The sequence below is a fragment of the Streptomyces sp. NPDC021562 genome (genome assembly GCF_040640875.1).
Lineage (GTDB): Bacteria > Actinomycetota > Actinomycetes > Streptomycetales > Streptomycetaceae > Streptomyces.
This window is the reverse complement of the sequence record NZ_JBFACN010000039.1, coordinates 1-26,811: the sequence shown is the minus strand read 5'-3', so window position 1 is coordinate 26,811 and position 26,811 is coordinate 1. Positions and strand designations below refer to the sequence as shown.

The following is a 26,811-nucleotide window of genomic DNA, read 5'->3' as shown; positions in this document are numbered from 1 at the left end:
AACGTCACGAAACGGACAGGGAATTGGCCCTGGGGTCTCTCGGGGCTCCGCTCTGACCTGCTGTGATACCTCCGTCAGGGAGATAGGTCACATCCTGAGGGAGATTGGATCACAAATCGGCCCGGCGTTCGGGGGTTTCTCGAACACCGGGCCGTAACGTCACGGTCGGTTCCGTGACGGTCACTCAGAGGTCAGCTCAGGCGCTCGATGACCATCGCCATGCCCTGGCCGCCGCCGACGCACATGGTCTCCAGGCCGAACTGCTTGTCGTGGAACTGGAGGGAGTTGATCAGCGTGCCGGTGATGCGGGCGCCGGTCATGCCGAAGGGGTGGCCGACGGCGATGGCGCCGCCGTTCACGTTCAGCTTCTCCAGCGGGATGTCCAGGTCGCGGTAGGAGGGGATCACCTGGGCGGCGAACGCCTCGTTGATCTCGACCAGGTCGATGTCGTCGATGGTGAGGCCGGCGCGGCGCAGGGCCTGCTTGCTCGCCTCCACCGGGCCGAGGCCCATGATCTCGGGGGAGAGGCCGGTGACACCGGTCGACACGATGCGGGCGAGCGGGGTGAGGCCCAGCTCACGGGCCTTGGTGTCGCTCATGGTGACGACCGCGGCGGCGCCGTCGTTGAGCGGGCAGCAGTTGCCGGCGGTGACCAGCCCGTCGGGGCGGAAGACCGGCTTGAGGCCCGCGACGCCCTCCAGGGTGACGCCGGCGCGCGGGCCGTCGTCCTTGCTGACCACCGTGCCGTCGGGGAGGGTGACCGGGGTGATCTCGCGCTCCCAGAAGCCGTTCTTGATGGCTTCCTCGGCGAGGTTCTGGGAGCGGACGCCGAACTCGTCCATGTCCTGGCGGGTGACGCCCTTGATCCGGGCCAGGTTCTCGGCGGTCTGGCCCATCGCGATGTACGGGTCGGGGAGCAGGCCGTCCTCGCGCGGGTCGTGCCAGGTGGAGCCGGTCGAGGCGGCGGTGGCGGCGGTGCGCTCCTGGGCCTCGGCGAAGAGCGGGTTCATGGTGTCCGGCAGGCCGTCCGAGCTGCCTTTGGCGTAACGGGAGACCATCTCGACGCCGGCCGAGATGAAGACGTCGCCCTCGCCGGCCTTGATCGCGTGCAGGGCCATGCGGCTGGTCTGCAGGGACGAGGAGCAGTAGCGGGTGATCGTGGTGCCGGGCAGGTGGTCCATGCCCATCTGCACGGCGACGATCCGGCCGAGGTTGTAGCCCTGCTCGCCGCCGGGGAGGCCGCAGCCGAGCATCAGGTCGTCGATGTCCCTCGGGTCCAGCTCGGGGACCTTCGCCAGGGCGGCCTGGATGATCGTCGCGGTGAGGTCGTCGGGGCGCAGGTCCTTCAGGGAGCCCTTGACGGCACGGCCGATCGGGGAACGGGCGGTCGAGACGATGACGGCTTCGGGCATCACGGCTCCAATGAGGGGGTTGGCAGGGCCGCTTCGGAAGTTACCTGTACGTATCTCATCGGTCACCGGTGTCGGAGTGTGACACTGACCGCACTTTCTAAGCGCTTGCTTTTGTCCGCTACTCGGCTGTCCCCGCCCTCGACCTCGCCTCCCCGGAAGCCTGGTCGGACGGGAGCGGCTCCACCTGCCGGCGCCGGCGGCGTTTCAGCAGGGCCCACGGGCCGCGCGGGCCCGTCGGCATGGCCGCCGTGACCTCCGTGCCGGCCTCGGCGGCCGCCTCCGCCGCGGCGCGGGCCACCGGGAGGAAGCCCTCGCGGCGGGTGACGTCGGGGCGCTCCTCCTCCGGCCACAGGCCGAGGGCCGCGCAGACGGTGGGCAGCACGGCCATCGCCGCCGTGGCGTAGCCCTCCGCGGAGGGGTGGTAGTTGTCGGGGCCGAACAGCTCGCGCGGGTTCGCCGCGAACTCGGGGCCCAGCAGGTCACCGAGCGACACCGTGCGGCCGCCCTGCTCCACCGTGCCGATCGTCTGGGCCGCCGCCAGCTGCCGGGAGGCCCGCCGGGCCAGCCAGCGCAACGGCTGCCGTACCGGCTCGATCGTGCCCAGGTCGGGACAGGTGCCGACCACCACCTCGGCGCCTGCCGTGCGCAGCCGGCGGACCGCCGCCGACAGGTGCCGGACCGAGCGGGTGGGCGGCATGCGGCGCGTGACGTCGTTCGCGCCGATCATGATCACGCAGACGTCGGGGACGGGCGAGCCCGCGGCCAGGACCAGTGCCACCTGGCGGTCGAGGTCGTCGGACTGGGCGCCGGGCAGCGCCACGTTGGTGAGGTCGACCGGGCGTTCCGCGACGGCCGCCAGGCCCGACGCCAGCAGGGCGCCCGGCGTCTGGGCGGCCCGGTGCACGCCCTGGCCCGCAGCCGTGGAGTCGCCCAGCATGGTCAGCCGCAGCGGCGGCTCACCGGCCGCGTCGTACCCGAGGCCGTACCGGCCGTCGGCGGTCGGCACCCGTCCGCCGCTGTGGCCGTTGTGCACCGCCGCCTGGGCCATCCGCACCTCGGCCAGCACCAGCCCCACCGCGGCCGCGCCGACCAGTCCGATCCCGCCTCCGCCGTACGCCGCACCGGCCGCGATCCGCCGGGCCACCCGCGCCCTCGACATGTTCGTCATGCGTCGCCGCCACCTCCTCGTTGCCGTACATCCACTCCTTGCCCCGTACCGCCCGTCCGCCAATCTCAACAGGGAGTGAACCTCCGGCATGCCCCGTAGGCTGGCCGCACCACCAGGACCACATGTATGCAAGCGACCGGAGACAACGGTGCAATACCACGACTCGATGATCAGCCTCGTCGGCAACACCCCGCTCGTGAGGCTCAACAGCGTCACCCAGGGCATCTCGGCCACCGTGCTCGCCAAGGTCGAGTACTTCAACCCGGGCGGGTCCGTGAAGGACCGCATCGCGCTGCGGATGATCGAGGCCGCCGAGAAGAGCGGGGAGCTGCGGCCGGGCGGCACCATCGTCGAGCCGACCAGCGGAAACACCGGGGTGGGGCTGGCGATCGTGGCCCAGCAGAAGGGCTACAAGTGCATCTTCGTGTGCCCCGACAAGGTGAGCACCGACAAGATCAACGTGCTGCGCGCGTACGGTGCCGAGGTCGTGGTCTGCCCGACCGCCGTCGACCCCGAGCACCCGGACTCGTACTACAACGTCTCCGACCGCCTGGTCCGCGAGACGCCGGGCGCCTGGAAGCCGGACCAGTACTCCAACCCCAACAACCCCCTCTCGCACTATCACTCGACCGGCCCCGAGCTGTGGGAGCAGACCGAGGGGAAGATCACCCATTTCGTCGCGGGCGTCGGCACCGGCGGCACCATCTCCGGCACCGGGCGCTACCTGAAGGACGCCAGCGAGGGACGCGTCCGGGTGGTCGGCGCGGACCCGGAGGGCTCCGTGTACTCCGGCGGCTCCGGACGGCCGTACCTCGTCGAGGGCGTCGGTGAGGACTTCTGGCCCACCGCCTACGACCGGACCGTCGCCGACGAGATCGTCGCCGTGTCCGACAAGGACTCCTTCCAGATGACCCGGCGCCTCGCGAAGGAGGAGGGCCTGCTGGTCGGCGGCTCCTGCGGGATGGCGGTCGTGGCCGCGCTGCGGGTGGCCGAGCGGCTCGGCCCGGACGACGTGGTCGTCGTCCTGCTCCCGGACAGCGGCCGCGGCTACCTCAGCAAGATCTTCAACGACGAGTGGATGGCCGACTACGGCTTCCTGGAGGACGAGGGCCCGAGCGCCCGCGTGGGCGACGTGCTCAGCGACAAGGCGGCCGGCGCCATCCCCTCCCTCGTCCACATGCACCCCGAGGAGACCGTCGGCCAGGCCATCGAGGTGCTCCGCGAGTACGGCGTCTCGCAGATGCCCGTCGTCAAGCCGGGCGCCGGGCACCCGGACGTGATGGCCGCCGAGGTCGTCGGCTCGGTCGTCGAACGGGAGCTGCTGGACGCGCTGTTCAGCAAGCGCGCCTCCCTGGAGGACCCGCTGGAGAAGCACATGTGCGCCCCGCTGCCGCAGGTCGGCTCCGGTGAGCCGGTCGGGGACCTGATGACGGTGCTGGGCTCGGCGGACGCGGCGATCGTCCTCGTCGAGGGCAAGCCCACCGGCGTGGTCAGCCGCCAGGACCTGCTGGCGTTCCTCGCCAAGGGCGGGAAGCAGTAGCGAATCCACGGTGAACGGCCCGTGAACCGGCGGAACTTCCCGTTTCCCCGGTGAGGTGGCGGACTTCGCGGAAGTGGTACGAGCGTGTCACGTACACGCAGCACACGCTTAACACGGGTCCGGCACATTAGTGGGTGTCGGCAGGGCGGGAGCGGCTCCCCGCCCCAGCCGGCGCCGAACGTCCAAGGACCTCCGGAGCGGCTCCCGGACCTCCATGGACGCCGGACGTGAGACCCGGCCCTGACCCGGTCAGCGTCCCTCGCGGGGACCGCCGTCGTCCCGCCCCCCGTCAAGGGGGTGCGGCGGTCCCCGCGCACACACCTCCCGGCGGCCTCAGCCCGCCGTCGTCGCCCGCCAACTGCCGAGCAGCGCCAGCCGCGCCGCCGTCTCCGAACCCGGCTCGGGTGTGTACGCGACGAGCGTCTGGTCCGGGTCCTCCGGCACCGCCAGGGTCTCGTAGGGCAGCGTGAGCAGGCCCGCCACCGGGTGCCGGACGCGTTTCACGCCGTACGCGCAGGCCTTGACCTCGTGGTCCGCCCACAGCCTGCGGAAGTCCGCGCTCTTGACGGACAGTTCGCCGACCAGGGCGGTCAGGGCGGGGTCGTCGGGGTGCAGGCCCGCGCTGATGCGCAGGTTGGCGACGGTCTGGGCGGCGATCGCCGCCCACTCGGGGTAGAGGTCGGCCGCGGCCGGGTCCAGGAAGACCATCCGGGGCATGCTGCGGGCGGCCGGGTCCAGCGCGCCGAAACCGAGCAGCGCGTCGGCGAGCGCGTTCCAGGCCAGCACCTCCATCCGGCGGCCCAGCACGAACGCCGGGGACCGCTCCATGGCGTCCAGCAGCAGCTGCACCCCGGGCCGCACCCGCGGAACCGAGGGACGTCGGACAGCCCTGCCCGGCTGTGGGCGGGCCACCGCGCGCAGGTACGCGTGCTCGGTCTCGTCCAGCCGCAGCACCCGCGCGACCGCGTCCAGCACCGCGTCGGACACTCCCCCGGACTTCGTCCGGGAGGTGCCCCCAGTGCCCCGTCCCTGCTCCAGCCGGATGTAGTAGTCGACGCTGACCCCCGCCAGCTGCGCCACCTCCTCGCGGCGCAGCCCCGGTACGCGGCGCCGCCCGTACGAGGGCAGCCCCACCTCCTCGGGCCGGATGCGGGCGCGGCGCGAGCGCAGGAAGTCTCCGAGGTCCCCGTCCATGGGTTCGATCGTAGGGGAGCGGCCGCTGCCCAGCCTGGTACTGGTGGACCCAGGAAAAGCGTCGCCCTGGGTAGGGCCGCCGGACCGGCCGAAGGTGGAGGCACGCCACCGGGACCGACCCGGCGGCACCGACCAGGGAGCACCTCATGTCGTACGACAGCCTGTCCGGCCGTACCGCCGTCGTCACCGGAGCCGCCAGTGGGATCGGGGAGGCCGTGGCCGTGCGGCTCGCCGAGGAGGGCGCCCGGGTGGCGCTGCTCGCCCGGCGTGCCGACCGGCTGGAGGCGGTGGTGGCGAAGATCCGGGCGGCCGGCGGCGAGGCCCTCGCGGTGGCCGCCGACGTCACCGACGACGCCTCCGTGCAGGGGGCGGCGGACGCCGTGCACGAGGCCTTCGGCACCGTGGACCTCGTCGTCAACAACGCCGGTGTGATGCTGCCGCACCCGGTCGACGACGGCCGCCTCGACGAGTGGCAGCGCATGATCGACACCAATGTGACCGGCGTGCTGCGGGTGCTGCGGGCCTTCACCGGGGACCTGGTGGCGGCGGCCGCGCGGGGCCGTACCGCCGACCTCGTCAACGTCTCGTCCATCGGCGCGCACCTCGTCTTCCCCACCTACGCCGTGTACGGCGCCACCAAGGCCGCCGTCACCCAGCTCTCGCAGGCGCTGCGCGCCGAGTTCGGGCCGCGGGACGTGCGGGTCACCAACGTCGAGCCGGGCCTCACGGAGACCGAACTGGCCGACCACATCGGGTCGGCCGAGGGGCGCGCGCAGGTCGACGGCATGCTGGCGCAGATGGGCGCTCTGGCCGCCGCGGACCTCGCCGACCTGGTGGGCTACGTGACCAGCCGGCCCCGGCACGTCAACCTGAGCCAGGTCGTCGTCCTGCCGACCCGTCAGGCCTGACCGGGCAGGGTACGACCGGGGGGCCGGCCTCAGTCCTCGCGGCCGGGGCCGCGGAACAGGCCGGGGTTGAGGCGGACCGCCTGGGCCATGTTGACGCCGACGATGCCGACCCAGGCGGCGATCAGGCCGGTCATGCCCGCGAAGGCGCCGCCGATCGCGGACAGCGGGATCGCCAGCACCAGCGAGACGATCCCGAAGCCGAACCGCTCGCCCCAGGAGTCGGTGCCCCGGGACCGCCGGGCCCCGCGGGCCGCCTGCATCTGCTGCTCGGCCAGGCCCCTGCGCAGCCGGCGCTCCACCGCGCCGTCGATCCGGCTGTCGATCTTCTCCAGGAAGGAGTCGACCAGCTCGGACTCGTACTCCGGCCCCAGCTCCCCGCGGGCGTGCAGGGTGGCGGCGAGGTCCTTCTTCAGATCGGTGTCACGCGCGTCCGTCATGGCGCCCACGGTAGGCAGCCGGGACGCCGCGCGCACTGGGGCAGGCCCCCGCATCGCACCGGGGGTCCGCCCCTCAGGGCAGCAGCGACACGAGGCCGCAGGCCGGGTCGAACCGCGCCGCGACCACCGACGCCCCGGCGAACGCGGAGTCCGCCCTGATCGCGTCCCGCACCCACACCGCGTGCGCCCGCACGGTGTGGGCGGCCCAGTCCCCGGGCAGCGCCCTGGTACGGCGGGCGGCCGGGGCGATCTCCTCGACGAGGAGGTGGAGGTGAGCGGGGACGGGCGCACCGGTGCGGAGCCGGCCGAGGGTGGCGGTGACCGCCCCGCAGCCCTCGTGGCCGAGGACCACGACCAGCGGGACGCGTAGTTCGGCCACCGCGTACTGGATGGAGCCGAGCACCGCCTCGTCCAGCACCTGCCCGGCCGTCCTTATGCACAGCAGGTCGCCGAGGTCCTGGTCGAAGACCAGCTCGGGCAGGATCCCGGAGTCGATGCAGTCCAGGACGACGGCGAAGGGCCGCTGTGCGGAGATCCGCCCGCGGCGCGCGCGGCCGGTGGCGTAGCGCCGGTTGCCCTCCAGCAGTTCGTCGAGGGCGGCGCTGGTCGAGCAGCGGGCGGCGGCCGGCGCGCCGACGGCGGTGGCCGCCGGTAGGGCCCGGGGGTTCGAGGCCATGACGCTTCCTCAGGTGGGGTGCCTGTCGAGCTTCATCACTGTACGCGGCGGAAACGTTACTCTCTGTTCCTATTTAACGATCCTTGGCCGTATCATCGACCGCGCGATACCCGGCGCGGACACCGGCCGGGACGGGAGGTCCCGCCGTTTCTGAGGGGGACGTCAGGGGATGGCCCGCGATCCCGGGCGCCGTATCGTCGCCGTGTCCCCCGGCCCGGAGGACCTCCGTTGCGGAAGGCGGTCAGCGCGTGGACGCCGTGACCATCAAGGGCACCACCCGGCTGTACGCGGTGCTCGGCGACCCGGTCTCCCAGGTGCGGGCACCGGCCCTGCTCAACCCGCTGTTCGCGGGGATCGGCCTGGACGCCGTGCTGGTGCCGGTCGAGGTGTCCCCGGCCGGACTCGCGGACGCCGTACGGGGGTTGACGGCCGTACGCAACCTCGACGGGCTGCTGGTCACCGTGCCGCACAAGACGGCCTGCCGGGAGCTCGCCGACCGGGTGACCGAGGCCGCGGCGCTCAGCGGCTCCGTCAACGCGCTGCGCCGGCTGCCGGACGGCGGCTGGGAGGGCGCGAACTTCGACGGGGAGGGGTTCGTCCGGGGCCTGCGCACCGCCGGGCACGAGCCGCGCGGCGCGACGGTGTGCCTGGCCGGGGCGGGCGGCGCCGGCTCGGCGATGACCGTCGCGCTGCTGCGGGCGGGCGCCCACGTCACCGTGTGGGACGCGGACGCGGACCGCGCGGCCGCACTGGCCGCCCGGCTCGCCCCGCACTTCCCGGGCCGGCTCGTCGCCGCCCCCGGGCACGTCGACGCGGACCTCGCCGTCAACGCCACCCCGGCGGGCCTGCGCCCCGGCGACCCGCTGCCCTTCAGCCCGGCCGCACTGCGCCCCGGCACGCTGGTGGCCGACATCATCATGTCGCCGCGTCGCACCGCCCTGCTGCGGGCGGCCGAGGAGTCGGGCCTCGCGGTCCACCACGGTGAGCCGATGCTGGCCGAACAGATCACGCTGTACCGGGACTTCTTCCGACTGGGCTGACCTGTGCCCCAGGGCGCAGATGGGCACCCGGTTACCGCTCAGTGGCCTCGGCCCCGAACGGCCTGCCTACTGTCCTGGGCATGCCTCCACTCATCCAGACCACCGCCGCGGCGAGCAGCGCCGCCCTGCCTTCCGCAGTGGCCGAACGGGTGGCCGACGCGCTCGACCGACCCGCGGCCCAGCAGCCGCAGTACCCGGACCCGGCCCGGGTCGCCGAGGTGCGCGCCCGCCTGGAGCGGCTGCCCTCGCTCGTCCTGCCCGGCGAGGTCGACCGGCTGCGCCGGCGGCTCGCCGAGGTCGCCCACGGACGCGCGTTCCTGCTGCACGGCGGGGACTGCGCGGAGACGTTCGAGGGCAACACCGGGGAACACGTCCGCGCGAACATCCGCACGCTGCTGCAGATGGCCGTCGTCCTGACGTACGGCGCGAGCCTGCCCGTGGTGAAGGCCGCGCGGATCGCCGGCCAGTACGCCAAGCCCCGTTCGAAGCCCTCCGACGAGCTGAACCTGCCGGTCTACCGCGGGGACATCGTCAACTCCGCCGAGCCCAGCCCGGCCGCCCGCGTCGCCGACCCGGAACGCATGATCGAGGCGTACGCCCACTCCGCCGCCGCCCTCAACCACGTGCGGGCGATGGCCGACTCCGGCATGGCCGACCTGGACCGGGTGCAGGGCTGGAACCTCGACTTCGTCCGGGCCTCGCCGGCCGGCCAGGGGCTGCGCGCCCTCGCCGCCGAGATCGACAGCGGGCTGCGCTTCATGAAGGCCTGCGGCGCCGACCACCGGGCGCTTCACACCACCGAGGTGTACGCCGCCCACGAGGCACTGCTCCTCGACTACGAGCGGGCCCTGCTGCGCGGTGCCGTCGACGAGGACACCGGCCGTACGGCGCTGTACGGGCTCTCCGGGCACTTCCTGTGGATCGGTGAGCGCACCCGCGACCTGGACGGCGCGCACATCGCGCTCGCCGCGCAGCTGGCCAACCCGATCGGGCTGAAGATCGGCCCGGGGACCAGTCCCGAGCAGGCCGTCGAGTACGTCCGGCGGCTGGACCCCGACCGGGTGCCCGGCCGGCTCACGCTCATCTCCCGGATGGGCCGGGGCCGGGTCCGCGAGGTCCTGCCGCCGATCGTGGAGAAGGTCACCGCGCTCGGTCACCGGGTGGTGTGGCAGTGCGACCCGATGCACGGCAACACCCAGGAGACGGAGAGCGGCTACAAGTCCCGGCACTTCGACGACATCCTCGACGAGGTGCGCGGCTTCTTCGAGGTGCACCGGGCGCTGGGCACCCACCCGGGCGGCCTGCACGTGGAGCTGACCGGCGACCGGGTCACCGAATGCCTCGGCGGTGCCGCCGAACTCGACGACACCGCGCTCGCGGCCCGCTACGAAACCCTCTGCGACCCCCGCCTCAACCCCGAACAGTCCGTGGAACTCGCGTTCCTCGTGGCCGAGTTGATGCGCGGATGACAGCCCTGCGGCAGCCGGGGCCGCCCCCGGCCGGGCCCTCCGTGCCCGGGCGGGGGAACGGTCGGGCACGGAGGGAGTTCTCAGGACGACCGCACGGAGGCCGGACCGGCGCCGGGCACGCTCCCCGCCGCCCGCACCTCGACGACGTCGGCCGGGGGCTCCGCCGCCTCGCCGACGGTCCTCGGGTGCGCGGCCCGCGCCGCCCCCGTCGCCTTGGCGGCCCGGTCCGCGCGGGAGCGGCTCAGGTAGCGCATCGCGGGCGTCTCCACGCAGGTGTACAGCAGCCAGCCGGCGAGCAGGGTGGCCGCGAACATGCCGATCATCACCAGGATCGCGACGGGGGTGCTGAACGTGCCGTTGCCGAGGACCGCCTGCCGGCCCCAGAAGATGACCACGCCCTGGCTCAGGTAGAAGCCGAAGGACACGTTGCCGAGCCAGACGAGGACCCTGCCGTCCAGGCGGGTGCGCACCCCGTGCGCGTCGGCGCGGGCCACCGAGGCGATGGCGACACCGAACGGGACGATCGTGGTGGCGACGAAGTCGAACGGCGCCGGCACGTACATGGCGGCGGCGTACCCGGCCACCAGCAGCGCCACCACCCACCCTGCCGGGATCCGCGGCCAGCGGCCGGCGATGACCAGCCGGGCCAGCAGCATCCCGAGGACGAACTCGAACATCCGCATCGGCGGGAACGTGTAGTTGAACCAGTTCTGGGTCGGGGAGAGCGGGATCACCGGCAGCCGGGGGGTGTCGGGCAGCAGGAACTTCGTCACCAGGCCGACCCCGACCGGGGCCGCCGCCGTCCCGGCCGCCCACCACCACAGGTGCTCCACCCTGATGCGCCGCACCACGAGCAGCAGCAGCGGGAAGGACAGGTAGAACAGCAGTTCCGAGCACAGTGACCAGGACGGCGCGTTCACGCTCATCTGCACGGTGAATTTGTCTATCCAGGAGTTCACCAGGAAAAGATTCGGCATCCAGGTGCTCACCGGCGTGTACGCGGACGCGAACAGCAGCATGGCGGCCGCCCACATCACCAGGTGATTCGGAAAAACCTTGGCGAGCCGGCGCCGCCAGTAGGCGGTGAGCCGCTCACCGGGCCGCGCCGACCAGGTGATGACGAATCCGCTCAGCAGGAAGAAGAAGGAGACGCCGAGGTAGCCGGCCGGGCCGAAGAACTTCAACAGGCCCTGGGCGACGTCCTTGTCGGCGAACGGGTTGACCGGCCCCGTCGGGTCGACCGGCCCGATCGGCTGCAGGGAGTGGATGAAGAAGACGAGGAGCGCGGCGAAGAACCGCATGCCCGTCAGGGACGGCAGCGCTTTCCGTCGTGCTCTGGATGCACCGGAATCCACTTCCGGAATGGTTGCGGTCACGATCGACTCCTGTTTCTCCCTGGGCGGTTGACCGACTCGAAATCCGAAGACGTCAGGAGCGTAGGGGTGAAGGGCGGCGCACCGGCACCCGTATATTCCTCCGCCCTATTTCCACAGGGGAATTCAGGGGGGAGGTAGGGGAATTCAGGACCGGCCGCCCGGCCCTAGCGTTCTCGCGTATTCACGGCAACGGAGGGATCATGATGGATCGAAGGAAGCTGCTGCGCGCCGGCGGTGCGGTGGCCGTCTCGGCCGCCGCGATGTCGGCGGCCACCTCGTCGGCGTCGGCCGTCGTGCGCAGCACCGGAACCCCGGACTGGCAGAGCCTGCGGGAGGCCGTCGGCGGCGATGTCGTGCTGCCCACGGACGCCTCCTACGACACCGCCAAGCAGCTGGCCATCGGCGAGTTCGACAGCCTCACCCCGCAGGCCGTCGTCTACGCCGAGAACGCCCGGGACGTACGGACCGCGATCCGTTTCGCGGCCGACAACGGCGTCAAGCCCCGGGTGCGCAGCGGTGGCCACAACTTCCTCGGCTGGTCCTCCGGCGAGGGCATGATCCTCGACGTCCGCCGGATGAACCACGTGACCGGCGCGGGTGCGCCGACCGTGCACGTCGGCCCCGGCACCGTGAGCATCGAGGCGCTGAACGCGCTGAAGCCGTACAACCAGCAGCTGGTGACGGGCACCTGCCACGACGTCGCCGTCGGCGGCTACGTCTCCGGCGGCGGGGTCGGCTACCAGAGCCGTGGCTTCGGCATCGGCTCCGACCGGCTGGTCTCCGCCAAGGTGGTGCTGGCCGACGGCCGGCTGGTGACCGCGAGCGAGACCAGCAACCCCGACCTGTTCTGGGCACTGCGCGGCAGCGGCGGCGGCAACTTCGGCGTCGTCGTCGACTTCGAGCTGCGGCCGATCTCCGCACCCCGCATGGTCTACTACGAGCAGATCTGGAACTGGGCGGACGCCGAGAGGTTCCTCACCGCCTGGCAGGACTGGTACACCAGCACCCCGCGCCACTCCACCGGCCAGGTCATCGTCATCCAGCCCGACGCCGGCTCCGGCAACCCGCCGGTCGTCCTCCAGCAGGGCGCCTACTACAGCACCCAGGCGGAAGCCGACGCCGGCCTCGCCGAACTCGCCTCCGCGGTGGGCACGCGGCCCGCCAGCAGCCGGGTCCTCGACCTGCCCTTCGACGAGGGCATGCAGTACGTGTACGGGCTCGCCGACGGCGCCTCCCACCCGCGCACCGAGTGGCAGCGGATGCGCGCCCGCGTGGTGGGCCGGCCGCTCGGGTCGGCCGACACCGCCGCCGCGCTCGCCGCGTTCGAGGCCGACCCGCGCGCCGGGCAGACCCGCTACCTCAGCTTCATGGGCCTCGGCGGAGCCGTCGCCGACCTCGCCCCGGACGCCACCGCCTTCGTGCACCGCGACGCCCTGTTCCATGTCGGCTACGGCGTGGCCCTCGGCACCGCCACGCCGAGCGCGGAGGAGGCGGGCGCGGCGGTGGCCTGGGCCACCAAGGGCTTCGACGTCATCGACCCGCTGTCCGACGGCCAGTCCTACATCAACTTCCCCGACCTGTACCTCGACCGCTGGCAGGACGCCTACTACGGCCGCAACTACCCGCGGCTGACGGCCCTGAAGCGGGCCTACGACCCGCACCGCCTGTTCGACTTCCCCCGCGCCATCGGCAACTGACGGACCACCACCCACCGCGCCAGAGAAAGGGCGACCTTCCGATGACGGTCACCGACCACGCCAGCCCGCAGCCCGGTGATGCGGCCGTGCCGCCGCCCGGGTGCCCCATGCACCAGGTGCTCGCCTACCCCTTCGCCGAGCCCGTGGCCACCGACCTGCACCCGAAGTACGCGGAGGTGCGCGCCGAGCAGGCCCTCACCCGCGTCGACATGCAGTACGGCGGCGAGGCCTGGCTCGCCACCCGGCACGCCGACATCAAGACGGTCCTCGCCGACCCCCGCTTCAGCCGCAACGCCACGGTCGGCAAGGACGTGCCGCGCGTCCGCAAGGCCTACGAGGAACTGAACATCGTCTCGATGGACGACCCGGAGCACTCCCGGCTGCGCAAGCTGGTCGCCAAGGCGTTCACCGTGCGGCGCGTGGAGCAGATCCGCCCCCGTGCCCAGCAGATCGCCGACGAACTCCTCGACCGGATGCTCGCCTCCGAGGACCGCACCGGTGACCTGGCGGCCCAGTACGCGTGGATGCTCCCGATCACCGTGATCTGCGAGATGCTCGCCGTGCCGCTGGAGGACCACTACAAGTTCCGCGGCTGGATCGACACCTGGCTGACCATCGGCAACGAGCACACGCTCGAGGAGATGAACGAGGCACGCTTCGAGAAGCTCCCCGAGTACATGTCCGCGCTCATCGCGAAACGGCGCGCCGAACCCGGTGACGACCTGCTCTCCGCGCTGGTCGCCGCCCGCGACGAGGAGGACCGGCTCAGCGAGGAAGAGCTGATCACCATGTCGATCGCGCTCCTCGCCACCGGCCACCACACCACCGCCAACCAGCTCGCCAACCACCTGTACATCCTGCTCAGCCGGCGCGAGGAGTGGGAACGCCTGGTCTCCGAGCCGGAGTTGCTGCCCACCGCCATCGAGGAGCTGCTGCGGGTCACCCCGCTCAGCCCCTACTCCGAGAACACCCGGATCGCCGTGGCCGACGTCGAGCTGGGCGGGCAGCTGGTCCGGGCGGGCGAGGCCGTCATGGTCTTCCCGGCCGTGGCCAACCGCGACCCGCGGGTCTTCGACCGCCCCGAGGAACTCGACCTGACCCGCGAGCACAACCCGCACATCGCCTTCGGCCACGGCATCCACCACTGCCTGGGCGCCCCGCTGGCCCGGCTGGAGCTCCAGGTCGCCCTCGGCACCCTGCTGCGCCGGCTGCCCTCCGTGGAACTGGCCGTGCCCGCCGCCGAGGTGCCGTGGAAGCGCGACCACGTGGTGCGTGGGGTCGCCGCCCTGCCCGTTCGGTGGTGACCGCCGTGACCTGGCACATCGAAGTCGACCGTGGCGCCTGCATGGGCTCCGGGCTGTGCAACGGCACGCTGCCGGACCACTTCCGGCTCGTCGCCGGCAAGGCGGAGCCCGTCCTGCCGAGCATCGAGCCCGACGAGGACGTCCTCGACGCCGCGGACTACTGCCCCTACCGGGCCATCCACATCACCGACCAGGCAACCGGCGAAGACCTGGCTGCCACGGACTGACCCGGGTCCGGCGCGGACCCTGGGGCGGACAGGAGAACGGCGTGACGATCACGACGACGCAACCGGAGCGGTCCCCGGGCGGCCCACCGGACCCGCGCCGCACGGCCGGCGACCGACAGGCGCCGCCGCGCTGGTGGCGGCGGCCCTGGGTGGGCCCGCTCGCCCTGGTGGTGGCGGTGTTCCTGGCCATGGACGTGCCCCGCTACCTCACCTTCGACCCGGCGGAGTCCAAGATCCCGCCGAACCCGCAGTACCCGTGGCACTACCCGGTGCTGGTGGTGCACATCCTGTGCGGCACCGTCGCCATCGTGACCTGCTGCCTTCAGGTGTGGCCGGCCCTGCGGCAGCAGTATCCCAAGGTGCACCGGGTCAGCGGACGGCTCTACGTGGCGGCGGGCGTGCTGCCGGGCGGCCTGGCGGGGCTGGCGGTGGCGTATGCCAGCCCTTCGGGACTGTCCATGCAGCTCAGCACGGCGACCACGTCGGTGCTGTGGATGGCCACGGCCGTGGCGGGGCTGCGCATGGCCCGGCAGGGCCGTATCGCCGACCACCGGCGCTGGATGGTGCGCAGCTTCGCGCTCACCCTGTCGATCGTGGTCAGCCGGGTCCTCGGGGTGGTCTACGACCACACGATCCTGCCGCCGCCCGTCACCCAGAGCGTGCCGGAGCTCATCGCCTGGGGGCAGGAGCGGGCCGGCCTGGCCTCGTGGCCCGGCTGGATCCTGCCGCTGCTGATCGCCGAGTGGTGGCTGGTCGAACGCGGGGCCGGCGCCCGGCACCGCGCCCGCCAGGCCCGCCGCACGGCGGCCGCGCCGAAGGCCTGACCGGGACCCGGTGGGTCCCCCCGGCCGCGGAGGGGCGCACGACAGGAGGGGCTGCCTGCCGTGCGCCCGCCCCGGCCGGGGGGACCCACCGCGTGGCACCGATCCCTGCGGGCGGGACGGTTGCGGCGGGGGGGCGTTCGCCGTGGGGGTGTTTGTGCGGGTGCCCGTACGGATGGGACAGGGGCCGTCCCCGGTAGGGGCGGCCCCTGGCTGTGGGTGGGGGTCAGGGGGTGAGGGTTTCGCGGTGGCCGTGTTCCGCTGTCGACTTGATCGCGTCCAGCAGGCGGTGGGTGCGTACCGCGGTGGTGAAGTCCGGGCCGAACGCGTCGCCCGTACGGATCGCCGCGGCGAGGTCGCTGTACACCTGGGCCACGTTGCTCACCGGCGAGGGCGGTCCGGGCAGCAGCGGCCGGTAGGCGTCCGGCACCGGCACCTCCACCGCGGGCGTGCCGTTCGCCGTGGCGTGGGTCAGCGTGAACCGCGGGCCGACCAGCGAGTCGTCCGAGGAGACCAGGACCAGCCGGCCGGCCCGGCCGTGCACCTCGATACGGAAGCCGTCACCGCGCGGACCGCCCGTCATGAAGTGCGCCGACGCCGCCGCGCCCGAACGCAGCAGACCGCCGGCCACGATCTGGTCCGGCGAGGTGACCTCGATGCGCTCGCCCGTCTCCTCCATCGTCACCCGGTCGATCCGGGTGGTGAGCGTCGCGGAGACCTCGGCGAACTCACCGACGGCGTACTGGAACATGTCCAGCGAGTGGCCCCCGACCACCGCCACGTGGTTGACGCCCTGCGTCCGGTCGAACAGGGCCGCGTACCGCGTCGACCACACCTCCGGGGTGCTCAGCGAGTACAGCAGCGACGCCGACAGCACCTCGCCGATCAGCCCCTGCGCCAGCAGGTCCCGCAGCAGCCGTACCGACGGGTGGTGCCTGCTCTGCAGCCCCACCGCGTGCCGTACCCCGGCGGCCCGTGCCTTCGCCTCGAAGCGCTCGGCGGTCGCCGCGTCCCGGGCCAGCGGCCATTCGCAGTAGACGTGCTTGCCCGCCTCGATCGCGGCCTCCACCAGGCCGTCGCGGCGCGGCAGTTGCACGGCGACGGTGACCAGCTCGACCTCCGGGTCGGCCAGCAGGGCGTGGGCGTCGTCGTAGGCCCGCCCGGCGCCCCAGACCGCGGCCGCCGCCTGCGCCGAACCGCCGCTGGTGCCGGCGACGGCGACGATCTCGAAGTCGTCCAGCGCCGACAGCGCCGGCAGGTGGATGCCTCGCGCCCAGCCGCGTTCGGCGTGCGCGCCGACGACTCCCACTCGGATCCTGTCCGCCACGGTGCAACCTCTTTCGTAGTGAGTGGATTCTGCTCTGTGGATCAACCCGGCCCGCGCGGCCGTCGCGCGCGGACACGCGTCGGAGCGTGACCGGTGGTCCGGTCACGCTCCGACCAGGTGCGGTGCTGTCAGATATGGGCGTTCGCCGTCGCGGTGTCGGCCGCGGCGGCCGGCGCCCCGGCGGGGGCCGCCTCCTTGGGGTCCCTGAGCACGAAGAAGGTCACGCACCAGGCCAGGAACACGAACCCGGCGGCGAACACGAACGCCAGACTGTAGCCGTCCCGCAGCGCCTCCACCTGCGGACGGCCCTGGTGCAGCAGCGTGTTGCTGTGCGAGGTGGCAAGGGTCGCGAGGACCGCGAGACCCACCGCGGCACCCGCCTGCTGCGCCGTGTTGTTCAGTCCGGAGGCCAGACCCGCGTCCTCGGGGGCCGCGCCCGACATGGCGCGCATGATGACCGACGGCACGGTCAGACCCATGCCGAAGCCCTGGATGACGAGCGTGGGGGCCACGTCCACCCAGTAGTCGCCGTCCACGGGCGCCCTGCTCAGCAGCAGCAGGCCACCGCCGAGGAACAGCAGACCGGTCAGCAGCACCCGTCGGGTGCCGAAGCGCCCGGTGAGCTTGGCCGTGAAGAACAGCGACATGGTGCCGATCACCACCGGCGCCGGCAGGAACGCCAGACCGGTCTGCATCGAGTCGAAGCCCAGCACCCGCTGAAGGTACAGCGCGTTCAGGAACTGGAAGCCGAATCCGGCCGCGAACACCAGGACCACCGCCAGGTTGGCGCCGACGATCTCCCTGCTGCGGAAGATCCGCAGCGCCAGCAGCGGACGCCCCGCCGTGGCCTGCCGCCACACGAACGCCCCGAGCAGCGCCACCGCCACCGCCCCGTACAGCGCCAGCTCGCCGCCGCTGAACCGGTTCTCGGAGATCTGCGAGATGGTGAAGACACCCAGCGACAGACCGACCGTCACCAGGACCGCGCCGATCGCGTCGGCGCCCGCGCCCAGCCCGATGCCCGGCTGGGCGGCCAGCTCGCGCAGGCCGAGGACGAGGGCGACCACGCCGATCGGCAGGTTGATCAGGAACACCCAGTGCCAGCCGAGCGCGTCGGTGATGACACCGCCGGCGATCAGGCCGACCGAGGCGCCGCCCGCCGAGACGAAGCTGTAGATGCCCATCGCCTTGGCCTGGTCGCCCGGCTCCGGGTACAGGCCGACGATCATCCCCAGCACCACGGCCGAGGCCAGCGCGGCGCCCACACCCTGGAGGAAGCGGCCCGCGATGAGCAGCTCCGAGGTGTTCGCCAGACCGCACAGCAGGGACGCCACGGTGAAGATGGTCAGGCCGCTGAGGAACACCTTCTTGGTGCCGATCAGGTCGCCGAGCCGGCCGGACAGCAGCAGCAGCCCGGCGAAGGCGATGAGGTAGGAGTTCACCACCCAGGACAGGCCGCTCTGGGAGAAGCCGAGCCCGCTCTGGATGGTCGGAAGGGCGACGGTGACGATCGTCCCGTCAAGGATGATCATCAACTGCATCGCGCAGAGGATGCTGAGCGCGAGGCCGCGGGAACGGCCCAGTGCTGTCGGGGGGGTCATCACTCACTTCTTTCGTCGTCACATCGGGGACGTGGCTCGGTCTTCACAGGGCGCGCCGCGGGCGCGTTCCGCTCGCGCCCGCGCGTGGCTCAAGTACGCCACGCACCGGACCACCACCCGGCAATCGCGCGGTAATCGCGCAGGTGGCGGCGGGTGTTCGGACCCGCGGGCACCCGCCGCGGGCCACCTCGGAACACGCTTCACACGGTGCTGAGCGCGGGCTGGAGGGCGTCGCGCAGGGCGTCGACGAGCGCGCCCGCCGCCTCGGCGCCGTCCGCCGCGCCGAACGCGTAGGTGTCGGGACGCACCAGCACACAGCGGGCCCCGATCCCGGCGAGGTACGCGCCGAAGCCGCCCTCGACGTCCACGACCGCGTCCGCCGGTGCCGTCGCCGCGTCGGTGCCGGCCGGCAGCAGCCGCACCAGGCGGACGCCGAGGGACTCCAGCCACGCCGACCGCCCGTCGCCCAGCAGCAGGCGCGGGTCGTCGAGGGCGGCGAACACGAAGCCGCGGCCCGCCACCTCGTCGAACAGGCCCTCCGCCGGCCCCGCTGCCACCCGAGGCTGGGGCACCTGGTCCCCGGCGCCGGGCCGCCGCCGGCCGGTGCCGTCCCGCCACACCAGACCCCGGGTCAGCGGCTGGAACGGCGACTGCTGCGGCCGCGCCACCCGCCGTTCGCGGGCCGCGGTCATCACCGCGTCCCGGTCGGCGGCGGCCCGCGGGTCGGTCTGGCAGATCACCTTGCCGAGGTTCACCGACATGCCGATGGCGTGCTGCACATGGGCCCTGCGTTCCTCCGCGTAGGAGTCCAGGAGCCCCTCACCGGCCCGCCCGCCGAGCACCAGGTCCAGCTTCCAGGCGAGGTTGGCGACGTCCCGGAACCCGGAGCTCATGCCCTGCCCCGCGAACGGCGGCATCAGGTGGGCGGCGTCACCGGCGATCAGCAGCCGCCCCTCGCGCCAGCGGCGGGCGGTCGCGGCCTGGAAGGTGTAGACCGCGTGCCGTTCCATGGTGCCGTCGGCCGGGGTGATGCCGCACCCGGCGAGCAGCCGCCACGCGGTCTCCGCCGTGTCCATCTCCTCCTTGCGCTCACCGGGCAGCAGCATGAACTCCCAGCGCCGGTGGCCGGGGCCCGCCGAGACCTGGGTGCGCGGCCGGGCCGGATCGCAGATCTGCAGGTTGTTGGGCACGAACGTACGGTGGCCGGGCAGCGCCAGATCGCAGATCAGCCAGTCGTGGTGGAACCCCAGGTCCTCGAACTCGGTGCCGATCGCGCGGCGCACCAGGCTGTTCGCGCCGTCGCAGCCGACCGCCCACCGTCCGCGCAGCAGCCGCGCGGTGCCGTCGGCCCCCGCGACCCGCAGCTCGACGCCGTCCTCGTGCTGCGCGACGTCCACGGCCTCGTACCCGCGCAGCACCGTCAGGTTCGGCAGTTGGCTGCCGTACCCGATCAGCGCGTCCTCCAGGCCCGGCTGGTACATGGAGGTCGACTCCGGCCAGCCGTTGCGCCCGTTGACCTCGGCCGCGTCGATGTAGAGCAGGTCGTGGCCCGCGCCGTTGCGCCACAGGTAGTCGCCGGAGGGTTCACCGACCGCCGTGAGGTGGTCCGCGACCCCGGCCGCCGCGAGGATCCGCGCGGCCTCCCCGTCGAAGGCCACCGCGCGCGGCATCGGGTACGGGCGCGGGTGCCGCTCCACGACGATCACCCGCCGTCCGCGCCGCGCCATCAGGTTGGCCAGCACCTGGCCCACCGGTCCGTAGCCGACGACCAGCAGGTCCGCGATGTCGTCGGGCCACCGGCCGGAGTCGGCCGCCGTTGCCGTCATGTCCGCCGTCCCCCTTCAGGCCGCCGCGGACCGGGTCCGCAGCAGGATGTCGTCGAGCGCGGCCTCGTAGTCGGCCGCCTTCACCAGGACCCGCACCCGCTCGCGGCCGTCCTCCACGATCAGCAGACGGCGGCCGGTCAGCGTCATCTGCCCGTTCTCCAGGGCCCGTCCGCGGATGTAGGTCACGTGCGCCGCGAGCATCCGGGCGTACTCGTCCAGCTGCGGGTTGTCCGCGTCGAGCCACTCGGAGAACGCCCGCGGCCGCAGCCGGAACCGGTGGACGACACCCCACTCGCCGTCCCGCGGCCGGCGCTCCAGGTACCGGAAGCCGTCGTCGCCCTCCAGCACCCGGAAGCTCGTCCCGTACTGCTCCTGGGGCTCCGGGGACACCCGCACCGGTTCGATCAGCGACGGACCGGAGTAGCCGACGTCCGCGATGTACCACTCGCCGTCGACGCGCACGCCGTTGAACAGGTGCTCCATGTCGGGGCCGTACGAACCGTCCGGACCGCGCACCCCGGCGGACAGCACGACCACCTCGTAGCCGAGGCGGGTCAGCAGGGCCCGGAAGAGGCCGTTGAGCTCGTAGCAGACGCCGCCGCGCCCGCCGACGACCACCTCCTTGTAGACGGCGTCGACGTCGATGTCCACGCCGTCCCAGATGGCCGTGCCACGGGCCTCGTTGAGCTGGTTGTCGAACGGCACGCTCATCAGGTGGCGCTTGTGCAGCAGCCGCAGCGTCTCCAGCGTGGGCGCGGGCGCGGGTCCGGTGTGGCCGAGGGCGGCCAGGTAGTGGTCGAGGTCGAACATCGTCAGGTCCGTTCCTTCGGGAAGTGGCGGGTGGGGGGCGGGAAGAGGCGTGCGCGGCAGCCGGGTTCAGGCGTATTCGGCGTCGGGCGCGGCCACCCGGTCGAGCAGGTACGCGGCGAGCAGCCCCGGCGTGGGCTGGTCGAACAGGAGCATCACGGGCAGCTCCGTGCCGATCTCGGCGGCCAGGCGGTTGCGCAGTTCGACCGCGGTCAGCGAGTTGAAGCCGATGTCGAAGAAGCCCTCCTCGTCCTCGATCGCGCCGGGATCGGAGTGCCCGAGCACGGCCGCGGTCTCGGCGCGCACCAGGTCGAGCAGGGCGCCGGGGCGCTCCTCGGCGGGCAGGGCGCCGAAACGCCGGCGGAAGGTCTCCTGGTCGGGTGCGTCGTCGGGCATGTCACTCTCCTGGTGCGCTGCGGTCAGGACGTCGGGCGCCGGGCCCGTGGGCTGGAACTGCCGGAGCCAGTAGGGCCGGTGCTGGAAGGCGTACGTGGGAAGCGCCGCGGCCACCTCGGGGGTGAGCCCGGCGGAGCGGCCGAGCAGACCGCTCCAGTCGACGCCGACGCCCCGCACGTACACCTCGGCGAGCGAGCCGGCGAACCGCTCCGGGCCGCCCTCGCCGCGCCGCAGGGTGCCCACGACGACGGTCGCCGCCCCCGGCCGCCCCTCGACCGTCTCGCGCACCGCCACGTTCAGCACCGGATGCGCGCTGACCTCGACGAACGCCCGGTGCCCGGACTCGAAGAGCGCGTCGACGGCGTCCGCGAAGCGGACCTGGTGGCGGAGGTTGGCGTACCAGTAGGCGGCGTCGAGGGGGGTGGTGTGGTCGAGCCAGGCGGCCCGGCAGGTGGAGTACATCGGGACCTTGGGCGCCTGGGGCCGCACGTCGGCCAGAAGGTCGGCGAGTTCGTCCCGGATGGCCTCGACGTGGGTGGTGTGGGAGGCGTAGTCGACGGGGATGGTGCGGGATCGGATGCCGGCTTGGGTGGTGGTTTCGTGGAGGTCGGCGAGGGCGTGGGGGTCGCCTGCGACGACGGTGGAGTGGGGTCCGTTGACGGCGGCGATCTCGATGCGTCCGCCGTATTCGGCGATGCGGTCTTCGGCTTCGGCGCGCGGGAGGGGGAGGGACATCATGCCGCCGTGTCCGGCGAGGCGGTGGGCGATGGCTTTGCTGCGCAGGGTGATGATGCGGGCGGCGTCGTCGAGGGTGAGGGCGCCGGCGATGTGGGCGGCGGCGATCTCGCCCTGGGAGTGGCCGATGACGGCGTCGGGCTGGATGCCGTGGTACTGCCAGAGACGGGCCAGGGCGACCATGATGGCGAAGGAGGCGGGCTGGACGACGTCGACGCGGTCGAAACCGGGTGCTCCCTCCGCCTGTTTCAGGACGGCGACGAGGTCCCAGTCGACGTAGGTGGACAGGGCGTGCGCGCAGTCGGTGATCGCCTGGGCGAACACCCACTCCGTTTCGAGCAGCCGGGCGCCCATGCCCGCCCATTGGTGTCCCTGGCCGGGGAAGACGAAGACGGTCTTGCCGTCGACGTCGGCCGTGCCGGTGACCAGGTGGGGGGAGGGGGTCCCGTCGGCGAGCGCCTTCAGCCCGTCCGACAACTCCTCCGCCGTCGACCCCAGCACCACCGCGCGCCGGTCCAGCCGGGCCCGGTGGAACGCCAGACCGCGCGCGACGGCCGCCGGGTCGAGAGACCCCGGCGACGTCAGCAGCCGGTCGGCCTGGGCCCGCAGCGCGGCCTCCGTCCTGGCGGACAGCAGCCACGGTACGACCGCGGGCCGCGGCCCCGCCTCCGGCCCGGGGGCGTCCGGTGCCTGTTCGAGGATGACGTGGGCGTTGGTGCCGCTGACGCCGAACGAGGACACCGCGGCCCGGCGCAGCCGGCCGGTCCTCGGCCACTCGCGCCGCTCGGTGAGCAGTTCGACCGCCCCGGCGCTCCAGTCGACCTTGGTGGAGGGCCGGTCGACGTGCAGGGTCCTGGGCAGCACGCCGTGCCGCATCGCCTGCACCATCTTGATGATCCCGGCGACACCGGCCGCCGACTGCGCGTGCCCGATGTTCGACTTCAGCGACCCCAGCCACAGCGGATAGCCGCGGTTCTTGCCGTAGGTGGCGAGCAGGGCCTGCGCCTCGATCGGGTCGCCGAGCGTGGTCCCGGTGCCATGCCCCTCGACGGCGTCCACCCCGTCCGGGGCCAGTCCCGCCGCGGTCAGCGCGGCGCGGATGACGCGCTGCTGGGACGGCCCGTTGGGCGCGGTGAGGCCGTTGGAGGCGCCGTCCTGGTTCACGGCCGAACCGCGCACCACCGCCAGCACCGGGTGACCCGACCGCTGTGCGTCGGAGAGCCGTTCCAGGGCGAGGACACCGACGCCCTCCGCCCAGCCGGTGCCGTCGGCCGCCTCCGCGTACGCCTTGCAGCGGCCGTCCGCCGCCAGCCCCCGCTGGGTGGAGAACTCCACGAACACGCCCGGCGTCCCCATCACGGCGGCACCGCCGGCCAGCGCCATGTCGATCTCGCCGGACCGCAGCGCCTGCGCCGCGAGGTGCACCGCGACCAGCGACGACGAGCAGGCGGTGTCCACCGTGATCGCCGGGCCCTCGAGACCCAGGGTGTACGACACCCGGCCCGAGGCCACGCTCCCGGAGTTGCCGGTGCCCAGGAACCCCTCCAGGCCCTTCGGGGAGAACTCGAGACCCGGGGCGTAGTCGTGGTACATCACCCCGGAGTAGACCCCGACCCGGCCACCCGCGAGCGCGGTCGGGTCGACCCCCGCCCGCTCCAGGGCCTCCCACGACGTCTCCAGGAGCAACCGCTGCTGCGGGTCCATGGCGAGCGCCTCACGCGGCGATATCCCGAAGAACCCCGCGTCGAACTCGCCGGCGTCGTGCAGGAAACCGCCCTGGCTCACATACGACGTGCCGGCGCGTTCCGGGTCCGGGTCGAAGAGGCGCTCCAGGTCCCAGCCCCGGTCCTCGGGGAAACCCGAGACCGCGTCCCGGCCCTCGTCCACCAGGCGCCACAGCTCGTCGGGCGTGCTCACGCCGCCCGGCAGCCGGCACGCCATGCCGACGATCGCGATCGGCTCGCGGGCCGCCGCGGCGATCCGCTGGTTCTCCTGCTTGAGGCGTTCGTTCTCCATCAGCGAGGCGCGCAGCGCCTCGACCACCTTGTCGCTGGGTGACGTACCCATCACGTTCTCCGTTCCGTCGGGCAGTGCAGTTGGCTGGTCAGTTCCCGAGCGCGCCCAGGGCGCGGGCCACCAGGTCGTCGGCGTCCATGGCGGCGATCCGGTGCAGCTCCGCCTCCACCGCCACGGCGGCGTCCGGCTCCGCGACCGACCGCTCCGGCGGCTCGGGCACGGCCGCGGCCCCGGAGTCCCCGGCGGCCCCGGGCAGCAGTTCGGCCAGCAGGTGGCCGGTCAGCACGGCCGCGGACGGGTAGTCGAAGATCAGCGTCGCGGGCAGCCGTACACCGGTCGCGGCCGCCAGCCGGTTGCGCAGCTCGACCGCGGTCAGCGAGTCGAACCCGACGTCCTTGAAAGGCTGCTCGGGCCGCACCGGCACGCCCCCGAGCACCGTCGAGGCGTGCCCGCGCACCAGCTCCAGCAGCCGGCGCCGCCGGTCCGGACCGGGCAGCGCGGCCAACTGCGCGGCCAGCGGCTCCTCGTCGGTCCGCGCGTCCCCCGCCGCCCTGCGCGGCGGACTCACCAGCGCGCGGAAGACGACCGGCAGCCGCCCCTCGGCCGCCGCGGCACGCAACGCGGGGAAGTTCATCCTGCTCGTCACCAGCATCGCCTCGGGCGAGCGCAGCCCCGCGTCGAACAGGGCCATGCCCTCCTCGGCGGACAGCGCCAGCGCGCCCTGCCGGCTCATCCGGCTCTGGTCGCCCCCGTCGAGGTGTCCGGTCATCCCGCTCGCGTCCGCCCACAGGCCCCAGGCGAGGGAGACGGCGGGGGTGCCGTGGGTGCGGAGGTGGTGGGCGTAGGCGTCGAGGGCGGCGTTGGCGGCGGCGTAGTTGGCCTGTCCGGGGTTGCCGAGGGTGCCGGCGGCGGAGGAGAAGAGGACGAAGGCGGCCGGGTGGTGGTCCTTGGTCAGTTCGTGGAGGGTGCGGGCCGCGTCGGTCTTGGGTGCGAGGACGGTGTCGAGGTGGTGCGGGGTCTGGGCGGCGAAGGTGGCGTCGCTCAGGACGCCTGCGGTGTGGATGACGGCGGTGAGGGGGTGGTGCGGGTGGATGGCGGCGAGTGCGGTGGTGAGCTGGTCGGGGTCGGCGGCGTCGGCGGCGACGAGGGTGACGTGGGCGCCGAGGGTGGTGAGTTCGCGGGTGAGGGTGTCGGCGCCGGGGGCGTGGGGGCCGCGGCGGCTGAGGAGGAGGAGGTGGCGGATGTTGTGGTGGGTGACGAGGTGGTGTGCGGTGAGGGCGCCGAGGGTGCCGGTGCCGCCGGTGATGAGTGCGGTGCCGTTGGGGTCGAGGGGGCTGGGTGCGTCGGTGGGTTCGGCGCGGATGAGTCGGGGGACGTGGATGTGGCCGTCGGTGAGGGCGAGTTGGGGTTCGCCGGTGGTGAGGGCGGCGGGGAGCAGGTGTCGGTCGTCTTGGGTGGTGTCGACGAGGATGATCCGGTCGGGGTGTTCGTTCTGGGCGGTGCGGAGCAGGCCCCAGACGGCGGCCTGGGCGGGGTCGTGGAGGGCGTGGCGGGTGAGGACGACCAGTCGGGTGCCGTCCGCCCCGTCGGCGAGGTGGGTCTGGACGGTGGTCAGGACGTCGCCGGTCAGTTCCCGGGTGTCGGCGCCGGTGCGGCCGGTGAGGTCGAGTACCGGCCAGTCCGCTCCGGTGCGTTCCGTGGGCGTCGCGATCTCCTGCCACGCCACCCGGAACAACGCGTCCCGCGAGACGTCGGAGCCCGACTGCCCGGGGTCGACGGCCCGGAAGGCCAGCGAACCGACCGACGCCACCCGGTTCCCCGACTCGTCGGCGGCCTCCACGGACACCGCGTCCGTGCCCCGGGGCGCGATCCGCACCCGCAGGGCCGTGGCGCCCGCCGCGCCGAGAACCACGTCGTTCCACGCGAACGGCAACAGGGTCCGCTCGTCCGTGGGCTTGTCCGCGAACGCGGCGGCGTGCAGTGCCGCGTCCAGCAGCGCGGGGTGCAGACCGAACTCCCCGGCGGTGGCGGCCGCCTCCGCGCCGAGCGCCACCTCGGCGAACAGATCGGTGCCCCGCCGCCACACCTTCCGCAGACCCTGGAACACCGGCCCGTACTCGTAGCCGGCGACGAAGCGCAGATCGTAGAAGTCGGCGACGGACAGCGACTCGGACCCCTCGGGCGGCCAGACCGCGAAGTCGTACGCTTCCGCGTCGGACCCGGTGGACCCGGTGGATCCGCCTGGCTCGGCGGTGAGGAACCCGGACGTGTGCCGGGTCCACGCCTCGTCGTCCGCGCCCCGCGAGTGCACGGTGACGGAACGACGGCCCAGGTCGTCCAGCGCGCCGACGGCCACCCGCACCCGCACCGTGCCCGAGGCGGGCAGGACGAGCGGTGCCTCGACGACCAGTTCGTCCAGGACGCGGGCGCCGACCCGGCCGCCGGCGTGCACGGCCATCTCGACCAGCGCGGCCCCGGGCACCAGGACGGTGCCGGACACGGCGTGGTCGGCCAGCCACGGATGCGCGTCGAGCGACAGTCGTCCGGTCAGCACCACTCCGCCGTCGTCGGGGAGTTCGACCATGGCGCTCAGCAACGGGTGTTCGGCGTCGTCCAGACCCGCCGTGCCGAGGTCGCCTGCGGACTGGGTGGTCTCCAGCCAGTAGCGCTGGTGTTGGAAGGGGTAGGTGGGGAGGTCGGTGTGGTGGCTGGGGGTGGGTGTGGGGGTGGTGGGGGTGTGGGTGTGGGGGGTGGTGGTGTGTCGGGTGTGGAGGGTGGCGAGTGAGGTGAGGAAGCGGGTGGGGGTGTCGTCGTCTCGGCGGAGGGTGCCGGTG

The 26,811-nt window shown here is 73.1% G+C and carries 20 protein-coding genes; 8 read left to right on the top strand and 12 right to left on the bottom strand.

The features are described from left to right. Positions 1–191: 191 nt before the first annotated feature. Both AB0G52_RS37490 and AB0G52_RS37485 read right to left on the bottom strand, forming a co-directional pair. On the bottom strand, positions 192–1,412 hold the full coding sequence (locus AB0G52_RS37490; RefSeq protein ID WP_361343265.1) for an acetyl-CoA C-acetyltransferase: 1,221 nt from the start codon (positions 1,410–1,412) through the stop codon (positions 192–194). Positions 1,413–1,530: 118 nt separating this feature from the next. Next, the gene (locus tag AB0G52_RS37485) at positions 1,531–2,580 is read right to left on the bottom strand and encodes an SGNH/GDSL hydrolase family protein (RefSeq protein ID WP_207921927.1); all 1,050 of its coding nucleotides are present in this window, start codon (positions 2,578–2,580) and stop codon (positions 1,531–1,533) included. 148 nt (positions 2,581–2,728) lie between these two features. Between AB0G52_RS37485 and AB0G52_RS37480 the strand changes: the two genes are divergently transcribed. Then, on the top strand, positions 2,729–4,120 hold the full coding sequence (locus AB0G52_RS37480; RefSeq protein WP_132894429.1) for a cystathionine beta-synthase: 1,392 nt from the start codon (positions 2,729–2,731) through the stop codon (positions 4,118–4,120). 333 nt (positions 4,121–4,453) lie between these two features. On the opposite strand, the gene AB0G52_RS37475 is transcribed toward AB0G52_RS37480, so the two are convergent. Beyond that, the gene (locus AB0G52_RS37475; protein ID WP_132894427.1) at positions 4,454–5,314 is read right to left on the bottom strand and encodes a helix-turn-helix domain-containing protein; all 861 of its coding nucleotides are present in this window, start codon (positions 5,312–5,314) and stop codon (positions 4,454–4,456) included. Positions 5,315–5,460: 146 nt separating this feature from the next. Between AB0G52_RS37475 and AB0G52_RS37470 the strand changes: the two genes are divergently transcribed. Continuing rightward, positions 5,461–6,222: an SDR family oxidoreductase gene (locus AB0G52_RS37470; RefSeq protein WP_361343261.1), complete on the top strand. Its 762-nt coding sequence runs from the start codon at positions 5,461–5,463 to the stop codon at positions 6,220–6,222. A 29-nt stretch (positions 6,223–6,251) separates the two neighbouring features. Here the strand turns inward: AB0G52_RS37470 and AB0G52_RS37465 are convergent, their stop codons facing one another. Then, positions 6,252–6,659: a hypothetical protein gene (locus tag AB0G52_RS37465; RefSeq protein WP_132894423.1), complete on the bottom strand. Its 408-nt coding sequence runs from the start codon at positions 6,657–6,659 to the stop codon at positions 6,252–6,254. Between the two features lie 73 nt (positions 6,660–6,732). After that, a complete protein-coding gene (locus AB0G52_RS37460) occupies positions 6,733–7,335 on the bottom strand; it encodes a carbonic anhydrase (protein ID WP_132894421.1) in 603 nt (200 codons plus the stop codon). Positions 7,336–7,583: 248 nt separating this feature from the next. Between AB0G52_RS37460 and AB0G52_RS37455 the strand changes: the two genes are divergently transcribed. Together AB0G52_RS37455 and AB0G52_RS37450 are read left to right on the top strand one after the other, a co-directional pair. Continuing rightward, the gene (locus tag AB0G52_RS37455; RefSeq protein WP_361343254.1) at positions 7,584–8,375 is read left to right on the top strand and encodes a shikimate dehydrogenase; all 792 of its coding nucleotides are present in this window, start codon (positions 7,584–7,586) and stop codon (positions 8,373–8,375) included. Between the two features lie 80 nt (positions 8,376–8,455). Continuing rightward, complete coding sequence (locus tag AB0G52_RS37450; protein WP_132894418.1) at positions 8,456–9,844, top strand: class II 3-deoxy-7-phosphoheptulonate synthase; 1,389 nt, start codon at positions 8,456–8,458, stop codon at positions 9,842–9,844. 80 nt (positions 9,845–9,924) lie between these two features. Here AB0G52_RS37450 and AB0G52_RS37445 read toward each other — a convergent pair whose 3' ends face one another. Further along, complete coding sequence (locus tag AB0G52_RS37445) at positions 9,925–11,145, bottom strand: acyltransferase (RefSeq protein ID WP_361343251.1); 1,221 nt, start codon at positions 11,143–11,145, stop codon at positions 9,925–9,927. 275 nt (positions 11,146–11,420) lie between these two features. Here AB0G52_RS37445 and AB0G52_RS37440 point away from each other — a divergent pair, with 275 nt between their 5' ends. From AB0G52_RS37440 to AB0G52_RS37425, 4 genes are read left to right on the top strand one after another with little or no spacing between them, the layout of a single operon-like run. Then, a complete protein-coding gene (locus AB0G52_RS37440) occupies positions 11,421–12,917 on the top strand; it encodes an FAD-binding oxidoreductase (RefSeq protein ID WP_361343248.1) in 1,497 nt (498 codons plus the stop codon). Positions 12,918–12,958: 41 nt separating this feature from the next. Then, positions 12,959–14,221, top strand: a complete 1,263-nt coding sequence (locus AB0G52_RS37435; protein ID WP_361343245.1) for a cytochrome P450 — start codon at positions 12,959–12,961, stop codon at positions 14,219–14,221. Between the two features lie 5 nt (positions 14,222–14,226). Continuing rightward, the gene (locus tag AB0G52_RS37430; protein ID WP_361343242.1) at positions 14,227–14,448 is read left to right on the top strand and encodes a ferredoxin; all 222 of its coding nucleotides are present in this window, start codon (positions 14,227–14,229) and stop codon (positions 14,446–14,448) included. Positions 14,449–14,489: 41 nt separating this feature from the next. Next, positions 14,490–15,272 (top strand): DUF2306 domain-containing protein, encoded by a 783-nt coding sequence (locus AB0G52_RS37425; RefSeq protein WP_207921926.1) that lies wholly within the window; start codon positions 14,490–14,492, stop codon positions 15,270–15,272. A 223-nt stretch (positions 15,273–15,495) separates the two neighbouring features. Here the strand turns inward: AB0G52_RS37425 and AB0G52_RS37420 are convergent, their stop codons facing one another. The 6 genes from AB0G52_RS37420 to AB0G52_RS37395 form a co-directional block, all read right to left on the bottom strand. After that, entirely contained in the window at positions 15,496–16,596 is a 1,101-nt protein-coding gene (locus AB0G52_RS37420) for a Gfo/Idh/MocA family oxidoreductase (protein WP_361343239.1), read from the bottom strand. Positions 16,597–16,724: 128 nt separating this feature from the next. Further along, the gene (locus AB0G52_RS37415) at positions 16,725–18,197 is read right to left on the bottom strand and encodes an MFS transporter (RefSeq protein WP_132894412.1); all 1,473 of its coding nucleotides are present in this window, start codon (positions 18,195–18,197) and stop codon (positions 16,725–16,727) included. Between the two features lie 200 nt (positions 18,198–18,397). Beyond that, positions 18,398–20,023, bottom strand: a complete 1,626-nt coding sequence (locus AB0G52_RS37410) for a bifunctional 3-(3-hydroxy-phenyl)propionate/3-hydroxycinnamic acid hydroxylase (RefSeq protein WP_132894410.1) — start codon at positions 20,021–20,023, stop codon at positions 18,398–18,400. A gap of 15 nt (positions 20,024–20,038) precedes the next feature. Then, a complete protein-coding gene (locus AB0G52_RS37405) occupies positions 20,039–20,833 on the bottom strand; it encodes an arylamine N-acetyltransferase (RefSeq protein WP_132894409.1) in 795 nt (264 codons plus the stop codon). A 66-nt stretch (positions 20,834–20,899) separates the two neighbouring features. Continuing rightward, a complete protein-coding gene (locus AB0G52_RS37400; RefSeq protein ID WP_361343234.1) occupies positions 20,900–24,028 on the bottom strand; it encodes a beta-ketoacyl synthase N-terminal-like domain-containing protein in 3,129 nt (1,042 codons plus the stop codon). Between the two features lie 37 nt (positions 24,029–24,065). Beyond that, the coding region (locus AB0G52_RS37395; protein ID WP_361343231.1) for a type I polyketide synthase at positions 24,066–26,811 on the bottom strand (2,746 nt) is incomplete at its 5' end.

Coding starts and splice junctions, on each gene's coding strand:
- AB0G52_RS37440 (WP_361343248.1), top strand. CDS start 11,421: ATGATGGATCGAAGGAAGCTGCTGCGCGCCGGCGGTGCGGTGGCCGTC.
- AB0G52_RS37445 (WP_361343251.1), bottom strand. CDS start 11,145: ATGCGGTTCTTCGCCGCGCTCCTCGTCTTCTTCATCCACTCCCTGCAG.
- AB0G52_RS37465 (WP_132894423.1), bottom strand. CDS start 6,659: ATGACGGACGCGCGTGACACCGATCTGAAGAAGGACCTCGCCGCCACC.
- AB0G52_RS37400 (WP_361343234.1), bottom strand. CDS start 24,028: ATGGGTACGTCACCCAGCGACAAGGTGGTCGAGGCGCTGCGCGCCTCG.
- AB0G52_RS37435 (WP_361343245.1), top strand. CDS start 12,959: ATGACGGTCACCGACCACGCCAGCCCGCAGCCCGGTGATGCGGCCGTG.
- AB0G52_RS37410 (WP_132894410.1), bottom strand. CDS start 20,023: ATGACGGCAACGGCGGCCGACTCCGGCCGGTGGCCCGACGACATCGCG.
- AB0G52_RS37460 (WP_132894421.1), bottom strand. CDS start 7,335: ATGGCCTCGAACCCCCGGGCCCTACCGGCGGCCACCGCCGTCGGCGCG.
- AB0G52_RS37415 (WP_132894412.1), bottom strand. CDS start 18,197: ATGACCCCCCCGACAGCACTGGGCCGTTCCCGCGGCCTCGCGCTCAGC.
- AB0G52_RS37475 (WP_132894427.1), bottom strand. CDS start 5,314: ATGGACGGGGACCTCGGAGACTTCCTGCGCTCGCGCCGCGCCCGCATC.
- AB0G52_RS37485 (WP_207921927.1), bottom strand. CDS start 2,580: ATGACGAACATGTCGAGGGCGCGGGTGGCCCGGCGGATCGCGGCCGGT.
- AB0G52_RS37490 (WP_361343265.1), bottom strand. CDS start 1,412: ATGCCCGAAGCCGTCATCGTCTCGACCGCCCGTTCCCCGATCGGCCGT.
- AB0G52_RS37450 (WP_132894418.1), top strand. CDS start 8,456: ATGCCTCCACTCATCCAGACCACCGCCGCGGCGAGCAGCGCCGCCCTG.
- AB0G52_RS37405 (WP_132894409.1), bottom strand. CDS start 20,833: ATGTTCGACCTCGACCACTACCTGGCCGCCCTCGGCCACACCGGACCC.
- AB0G52_RS37470 (WP_361343261.1), top strand. CDS start 5,461: ATGTCGTACGACAGCCTGTCCGGCCGTACCGCCGTCGTCACCGGAGCC.